Below are 7,698 nucleotides of genomic sequence, written 5' to 3'. Positions count from 1 at the left end.
ATTATCCGGTTCAATCTGTAGCGATTGCTCAAACAACGACCAAGCTTTCTCATGCTGATTATTTGCGATCAAAGCTTGGGCATAACTAGATAATGTTGTCACATTATCCGGTTCAATCTGTAGCGCTTGCTCAAATAACGACCAAGCTTTCTCATGCTGATTATTTGAACTCAAAGCATTGGCATAACCATTGAGATTGTTTGGGTGGTCAGGCTCAATTGTTACTAGAATATGCAAAACTTCTAACCGTTTAGTTGGCTTACCTCCACACTTTAATACCTTAGCATAGGAACCTAAAACTTTTACATTTTTCGGGTCGATAATCATAGCTTTTTCAAAAATTTCAAATGCTTCTTGATATTGCTTATTTTTCCCCAATACTTCACCATACTTTATCAAAAATTCTGTATTATTGGGATCTATTTCCAAAGCTTGCTGTAATATGCCGATCGCTCCTTTATAATCATCTGTCTGTATGAGTTCTTCAGCTTGGTTTATTAAGGTTTCGAGGCGATCGCTAATCATCATACTATGTCCCCGTTAATAGTGAAGATACTTGAATAATAGTAACACTCATACGAAACATCAGCTAAAACACTAAACTCGTCTAGTTTAGAAATAAAATTTTGATGATGATTCCCTAAAATCGTGCAATTTCTGGCATAAAGCTTTTCTAGACGATATGAGGATTATTTTAGCCAATCTAAGGGCACAATGACACTTGAGAGAGAAGGAATTTCCAGCGATCGCACTTTTGGCATCGAAAGGTCGATCGCCCTTTACTGCTTTTTCACGGGCGAAGGGCGATCGCACTTTTTGACATGGAAAGGTCGATCGCCCTTTACAAAGTAGTCAAACAGTATTTTGAACAGACGGAACGCTTGACAACTGGCAATTACTGCTGAATAATTTCTACGATTTTAGCGATCGCCTCGTTCAACTTCTCACTTTTTAGCTTACCAGCTTTATAAAGTATAATTTCTCGGTCAGCCGTAAACAAGCGATTAGGTCTAATGTTGCTAGTTTGGTTAAGTCCGCCCTCACTAAAATCACTACTTTCAATAGTAATAGCATAGCGATCGGCTATTCTCTGGCTAGTAATTTGACAAAGAATTAGATCGTCTCCTGTCAAAGTTGCTATAACTAAAGCCGGTCGGCGCTTCGCTTTTGTTAAATCTGAAAATGGGAACGGAACAACTACCACATCACCTTTTACAAATTCTGCCATGCTTCATCCTCCTCTGACTTTAACCAGTCTTTTTGCAAAGCAGATTCACTGAGCAGGCTTGACTCTAACTTATTTTTATCATATTTTACTTTTAGAAATTGCAGAAAATCCCAAACTTCTTCTAATATAAATTCTGGCATATTATCCATTTCTTTAAGCAGCAAATCTTTAGCATTCATGTTATTTACCTATAAAGACATAGTAACTGTTAATCTATGATAACATTCTTGAGATTAGAAGCGATCGCACTTTTGGCATCGTGCCGGTCGATCGCCCTTTATTCCTTTTTCACGCGCGAAGGTCGATCGCCCTTTTTGAATCAGTCACAAAGTGCGATCGTCCTTTACGACTTTTTCTCAGGGAAGGGATCTCGCTACCAATTAATTACCGTTAAACTTGTTACCTTGGCAAACTCTCGATCTGCCGTCACCAAACTTGCTGAATTTTGGATTGCCATTGCCGCAATAACCGCATCCGGTAGTTTCAAGCGATGTTGCTGGCGAATTTCAATAATTTTATCAATCACAACAGCATCAATAGCCACTAAACCAAGAACCTCCACTCGTTGTAGAAACTGCTCAAAAATCTGACGATCGTCTTGAGTCAGCCCAGGAAATACCAGAAACTCAATTTTGCTAATGACTGAAACTCCCAGCCAATCAGCATCTTTAAGTAATTCAATGAGTTGAATATTCCCTTGAAGTAAAGCAACGATCGCATTCGTATCCAACACATAGCGATTACCACTCATCGCGTAGATTCCTCTGCATTGTTACTGCATCTCCCTGCCAAGTTAATCTGCCCACTAAATCAGAGAAGTCATAGCTGGATTTCTGCTTCTCCTCTGATGAAATCGGATTTATAACAACTAAAATTTCCCGTTCTTTTAGCAATTGTAACGCAGCTAGTATCACTTCAGAAGCTGATGAGTACCTACCGTTTTTGACTGTTGATTGAACAAACTGCTCTAGTTCAGGAGTTAAGGATATATTCATGATGTTGAGTCACCTATTAGAGTCAACTACTACACCCCATAATAACAAAAATTATCAAATTTTATGTCCAGGACGCATCCATATCAAAGAAACCGGGTTTTTTACCTGGATTCAAGGCATTGATACAGTTTTTTCGGAAAAAAAACCGGTTTCTGGCTACAGTGAATGTCTTAGATGAGAAGATGGTGCGATCGATGGTGCGTCAGCTCTTAAATCATCAATTATCCCGAAAAAACAAACGAGCTGACGCACCCTACGAATAACCAATAACAAATAACCAACAACCAATAACTAATAACCAATAACTAATAACCAATAACCAATAACCAATAACCCACAACTACCACTGCGGATCGGACGCCATCAAAGCAGTTGCAGCCTCGCTCGCTAAAGGCTTAGCAAAAAAATAACCTTGACCGTATTCGCAGCCGATCGCCCTCAACCGAGCTAATTGTGCTGCCGTCTCCACACCCTCAGCAATCACATCCATCCCCAAAGCGTGCGCCAGCGCCACAATCGTCCGCACGATCGCCACATTTTCCCCCTCGCTTTCGAGCTCCATCAGCCCCACAAACGACTTATCAACCTTCAAAGTATCCGTAGGAAACCGACTCAAATAACTCAACGACGAATAACCAGTACCAAAATCATCAATTCCCAACTTGACATTAAGCGCTTTCATCTCCTTTAAAACCGCGATCGCCGACTCCACATCATCCATCACCACACTCTCAGTAATCTCCAACTTCAAACTCTGGGCACTCAAACCCGTTGTCCCCAAAATAGCCCGAATGCGATCGATCAAATCCGGCTGAGCAAACTGCTTCCCAGATAAATTTACACTCATAATCAAAGGTCGATCGAAATCAAACATTCCCTCCCACAGCCGCAACTGCCGGCAAGCCTCCTCCAAAACCCACTCGCCCAGCGGCACAATCGCCCCCGTTTCCTCAGCCACCGGAATAAACTTAACCGGCGAAATCAAGCCCCGCTGCGGGTGCTGCCAGCGCACCAAAGCCTCAAACCCAATAATCCTGCCGCTGGCCAAAGACACAAACGGCTGGTAGTAAAGCAAAAACTCCCGACGTTTTACAGCCATCCGCAAATCCGTCTCCAACTGCAACCTCTCCAACGCCAAATCGTGCATCGCAGCATTAAACACCTGATACCTTCCCGTTCCCAAAGCCTTAGCCCGGTACATCGCCGTGTGAGCGTCCCGCAGCAAGTGTTCCGGCTGTTGCCCGATCGCCAGTGCGGGTTCGCCGCCCACCGCAATCCCGATGCTAGCGGTGACAAACACTTCCTGGCCTCCGAGTTCAAAAGGCACAATTAAAGCTTGGTGAATGCGATCGGCCAAATCCACCGCACTCTGGGCATCAACATTCCTCACCAAAATGGCAAAATCGTCGCCCCCCACCCGCGCCACAGTATCCGCCATGCTGACACTCGCCTGCAACCGCACCACCACCGCCATCAGCAACTCATCCCCCACCAAATTACCCAAAGAATCATTAATCACCTTAAATCGGTCTAAATCCAAAAAAAGCACCGCAAACAGATAGCTGCGGTGGTGCCTAGTATTGACGATCGCCCGCCCCAAACACTCTACAAACAAATCCCGATTCGGCAAACCAGTCAGAGAGTCGTGAAAAGCATCGTAAAGCTTCCTGTAAGCGCTCAACCCCGCACCAGTCACCACCAAACCCACAGCCGGCGACACCAGCGGCACCCACCCACCCTCAGTAAAAATCAAAAAACTAATCCCCAACAGCCCCACCAAAGCCGCACCCACAACCAATCCCGCCCGCAATGGGTGGTGAATCCGCCAAGCCACAAGCCCGCCCAGCACCGCCCAAGCAGCGTTCCACAGAATTTCTGCCCATTCTGGCCACACCCAAAACACCGATCGCCCCTGCAAAACAGCAGTCAATATTTGGCTGAGCATTTGAGCGTGCAGCAACACCCCCGGCATTTTCGGATTTTGCTTTTTAACCGGGCTGTAGGGCGTGAGAAACACATCTCTGGTACTCGGTGCAGTCGTCCCGATCAGCACAATCTTGTCCTTTACCCAACTCGGATCAATTTCGCCCTTCAATACCTGCAGGATACTGACTTGTCGCGCCACCCCAACAGCAGAACGGTATTTGAGCAGAATTTGGTAGCCTCTAGCATCAAGATTTGCATAGCCACCGCTGTCAGATGCTAAAGGCACAAATTTTGCTTTCCCCCAGTTGATTTGATGGGGATTGACACGGCTATCTGTCGGCTGCAGCTTGTCCTTGAGATACAGCGAAGCCACTTGCAAAGAAAACGAGGAAGCAGCAGCAGTATTGTCGGGTTTCGCGACTGAGAGCAAATTGCGGCGCACCACCCCGTCAGCGTCGAGTACAAAGTCATTAAAACCCACCCGATCCGGCGGCATCCCCGGAGGGGCGGGCACTCCCCCACTGTCTGAATCGTTCAATTTAGTAATCGCCACCAGATTCGGCGCCTTGAGCTCCGCCAGCAATTCTTGGTGTCCGGGGGCTTGAGGCAAATCGCGGTACAAGTCCAAACCGATGACTTTTGGCTGGTACTTTTGGAGTTTTGTCAAGGTTTTGGCGATCGCCCCGTCGGAAATCGGAAACCTCCCCAGAGTTTGAATATCCGCCTCAGAAATTCCCACTATCAGCATCCGCGGATCTGGGCCCGCATCCGGCTCCAAGCGCACCAACGAGTCAAAAGTTCCCAATTCCAAGCTTTGATACCACCCCAAGCGCTGAGCTCCCGTATTCAGCAGCGTTACAGTTGCGCCTGCCAACAAAGCAGGCAAAATCCTGACCCGCCGGCCTTGAGAACTCCGGTTCAGGCCAGTTGCGAGAGACAGTACAGAACAAAGATTTCGAGAAAATTTGGCAGTCACAGCAAAGATATACGGGTGCAAATAAAGCTAACCACAAGTTTGTTCTTACAGAATTGAGCTTATTATGAGATTGAGTATAATTTTTTCAGAACTTGTGCCGAAACCGAGTTTATTTAAGCTAATTAATCGATTTGGCAAAGTATTTCTCGGATGGGAAACTGGGTTTGAATCGTATCTGCCGAAAAGTGCTGTCTGGGATTCCTCCGTTTCCCCAAGTTTCCACAAGTTTCCACAAGCGTTAAAATTTAGTCGATCGAACTTTCTGGATATTTTTGAGATTATGGCCAATCAACTTCCGATTCCGGTGATTGTTAACGGTGCTGGCGGCAAGATGGGCCGCGAAGTAATTAAGGCGATCGCCAGTGCTAGCGACATGACCTTATTTGGCGCTGTAGACCGCTCTCCTGAGTCCCTCAACGCCGATGCGGGAGAATTAGCCGGGTGCGGCCCGTTAGAAGTTCCCATCACCGACGACTTGCAAGGAATGCTGGCCTTAGCCGCTCAGGAAAAGCAGTTAGGCGTGATGGTGGACTTTACGCACCCAAAGTCAGTTTACGAAAACGTGCGATCGGCTATTGCCTACGGTATACGGCCCGTAGTAGGAACTACCGGATTGAGTACCGCCCAAATTCAAAACCTCGCGGAATTTGCCGACAAAGCCAGCATAGGTTGTTTGATTGTACCCAATTTCTCGATCGGCATGGTGCTGCTGCAACAAGCCGCCGTCACAGCATCTCAATATTTTGAACACGTAGAAATTATCGAACTCCACCACAATCAAAAAGCCGACGCACCCAGCGGCACAGCCATCCAAACCGCCCAAATGCTAGCAGAAATGGGGAAAACGTTCAATCCCGCCCTAGTAGAAGAAACCGAAAAATTGCCCGGTGCCAGAGGCTCTTTAGCCGACGAAGGAATTCGGATTCACAGCATCCGTTTACCCGGTTTAATTGCCCACCAAGAAGTAATTTTTGGCGGCGAGGGTCAAGTTTATACATTACGACACGATACGAGCGATCGCGCTTGTTATATGCCCGGAGTTTTGTTATCAGTGCGAAAAATCATAGAATTGCGATCGCTGGTTTACGGATTAGAAAAAATCCTCTAGATTATGGGGAATGGGGGATTGGGAATGGGGAATTGGGAATGGGGGATTGGGGATTGGGGATTGGGGATTGGGGATTGGGAATGGGGGATTGGGGATTGGGGATTGGGAATTGGGAATGGGAATGGGGGATTGGGGATTGGGGATTGGGAATGGTAATAGAGGGGTGTAGATATGGCTAGACCTGATTTTGAGGATTTGGATGTTTACAAGTTGGCTGAAAAGCTAGCAAATGAGGTTTGGTTTATTGTCAAACAATGGGATTATTTCACTAAAGATACTATGGGCAACCAAATTGTACGATCCGCCGATAGTGTTTGTGCTAATATCGCAGAAGGACGCGGCAGGTAGAATCATCAAGACAATCGGCGTTTTGTTAAAATTGCCAGAGGCTCTTTGTATGAAACAATCAGTTGGTTGAGATTGGCATATACCAGACAGTTGTTAGCAGATGAACAAGTAAAAAAAATTCAACCAATAATTGATGAATTGCCACCAAAACTCAATGCTTATCTAAACTCAATAGGTGACAAAAAACCTTAAATGAGTAATTAAACAATTGATATAGATATCAACCAAAAAAAACTCCCATTCCCCATCCCCAATTCCCCATTCCCAATCCCCCATTCCCCATTCCCAATCCCCCATTCCCCATTCCCCATTCCCCATTCCCCATTCCCAATTCCCAAATATGCTAATTCCCTTAACCCGCGAAACATTTCAAGAACTAATTCCCGCCGTCGCCACCGGAGTGCAATACAAATATATGTGGGGAAAACCCCCCGACTTTCTCAGGCGAATGTTAATCTCAGCAGTCAGCGTAATTTTGGTGCTAGTCATCTATAGCTTCGTCGGTTCCGATGTCGGGCCCCTAGTTTTAATTACCGGATTGATCGCAGGTTTGTACTGGCTGTGGGGCCCGATTTTGTGGGCAAGTTTGCGGAATGCACAATGCCGCAAACATAAATATTGTGGTTTTTGGCAAGGACGAATTTTGGATATTTATATCACAGATGAAGTCACAAGTCAAGAAGAAACAGTCAATCAAAAAGGACAACTCGTAATAATCGACAACCTAGAACCCCGAATCAACTTAGAAATCGGCGACAAAACCGGATTTACTACCACACTGCGAGCTCCCTTACGCAAAGAACATCAGGGAATTGTTCCCGGCCAAGCTGCTTTAATGTTAATCATGTCAGATATAGAAGACTTGGGTACAATTGCCAAAGTTTCCGACATTTACATTCCCAGCCGCGACGTTTGGGTAAGCGACTATCCTTATTTACGCAGAGATTTGTTTGTAGAAATGAGCCAGCAAATTAAAAAAGGTAGACAGAAAAAAACAGGGGATTCTAACAATAGAAGCACAAAAAGACGATCGCCCGCCGATTATTAAACCGACTTGTGGGCTGGCGGCCAGAAACCCGGCGGTTTAAACCAGGTTTACACAAACAAAACCCACCTC

At 45.7% G+C, this 7,698-nt stretch carries 10 protein-coding genes and 1 pseudogene; 5 read left to right on the top strand and 6 right to left on the bottom strand.

The annotated features are described in order from the left end of the window. Positions 1-528, bottom strand: a 528-nt coding sequence (locus QUB13_RS27055; RefSeq protein WP_333387318.1) for a tetratricopeptide repeat protein, incomplete at its 3' end; no start/stop codon positions are given. A gap of 186 nt (positions 529-714) precedes the next feature. On the opposite strand from QUB13_RS27055, the gene QUB13_RS27050 reads away from it, so the two are divergent. Then, positions 715-852: a hypothetical protein gene (locus QUB13_RS27050; RefSeq protein ID WP_333387315.1), complete on the top strand. Its 138-nt coding sequence runs from the start codon at positions 715-717 to the stop codon at positions 850-852. 43 nt (positions 853-895) lie between these two features. Here the strand turns inward: QUB13_RS27050 and QUB13_RS27045 are convergent, their stop codons facing one another. The 5 genes from QUB13_RS27045 to QUB13_RS27025 form a co-directional block, all read right to left on the bottom strand. After that, positions 896-1,228: a type II toxin-antitoxin system PemK/MazF family toxin gene (locus QUB13_RS27045; protein ID WP_333387313.1), complete on the bottom strand. Its 333-nt coding sequence runs from the start codon at positions 1,226-1,228 to the stop codon at positions 896-898. Continuing rightward, on the bottom strand, positions 1,213-1,407 hold the full coding sequence (locus tag QUB13_RS27040; protein ID WP_333387310.1) for a hypothetical protein: 195 nt from the start codon (positions 1,405-1,407) through the stop codon (positions 1,213-1,215). The genes QUB13_RS27045 and QUB13_RS27040 overlap by 16 nt, the downstream gene beginning before the upstream one ends. Positions 1,408-1,601: 194 nt before the next feature. After that, positions 1,602-1,979 carry a type II toxin-antitoxin system VapC family toxin gene (locus QUB13_RS27035; protein WP_333387308.1) on the bottom strand — a complete coding sequence of 126 codons (378 nt, stop codon included), beginning with the start codon at positions 1,977-1,979 and terminating at the stop codon, positions 1,602-1,604. Next, positions 1,969-2,223, bottom strand: a complete 255-nt coding sequence (locus QUB13_RS27030) for a type II toxin-antitoxin system ParD family antitoxin (RefSeq protein ID WP_333387305.1) — start codon at positions 2,221-2,223, stop codon at positions 1,969-1,971. The genes QUB13_RS27035 and QUB13_RS27030 overlap by 11 nt, the downstream gene beginning before the upstream one ends. A gap of 340 nt (positions 2,224-2,563) precedes the next feature. Further along, positions 2,564-5,035 carry an EAL domain-containing protein gene (locus QUB13_RS27025; protein ID WP_333387303.1) on the bottom strand — a complete coding sequence of 824 codons (2,472 nt, stop codon included), beginning with the start codon at positions 5,033-5,035 and terminating at the stop codon, positions 2,564-2,566. Positions 5,036-5,405: 370 nt separating this feature from the next. On the opposite strand from QUB13_RS27025, the gene dapB reads away from it, so the two are divergent. From dapB to QUB13_RS27005, 4 genes and pseudogenes are all read left to right on the top strand, one after another. Next, positions 5,406-6,233, top strand: a complete 828-nt coding sequence (gene dapB, locus QUB13_RS27020; RefSeq protein ID WP_333387324.1) for a 4-hydroxy-tetrahydrodipicolinate reductase — start codon at positions 5,406-5,408, stop codon at positions 6,231-6,233. A gap of 3 nt (positions 6,234-6,236) precedes the next feature. Further along, the gene (locus tag QUB13_RS27015; RefSeq protein ID WP_333387300.1) at positions 6,237-6,389 is read left to right on the top strand and encodes a hypothetical protein; all 153 of its coding nucleotides are present in this window, start codon (positions 6,237-6,239) and stop codon (positions 6,387-6,389) included. A gap of 15 nt (positions 6,390-6,404) precedes the next feature. Beyond that, positions 6,405-6,773: pseudogene (locus tag QUB13_RS27010) on the top strand (four helix bundle protein). 148 nt (positions 6,774-6,921) lie between these two features. Further along, positions 6,922-7,629: a phosphate ABC transporter permease gene (locus tag QUB13_RS27005; protein ID WP_333387297.1), complete on the top strand. Its 708-nt coding sequence runs from the start codon at positions 6,922-6,924 to the stop codon at positions 7,627-7,629. Positions 7,630-7,698 lie beyond the last annotated feature (69 nt).

It is taken from the genome of Microcoleus sp. B4-D4 (assembly GCF_036705185.1).
Classification (GTDB): Bacteria; Cyanobacteriota; Cyanobacteriia; order Cyanobacteriales; family Microcoleaceae; genus Microcoleus.
The sequence above is the reverse complement of the archived record's forward strand: the minus strand, read 5'-3'. Positions and strand labels throughout refer to the sequence as shown.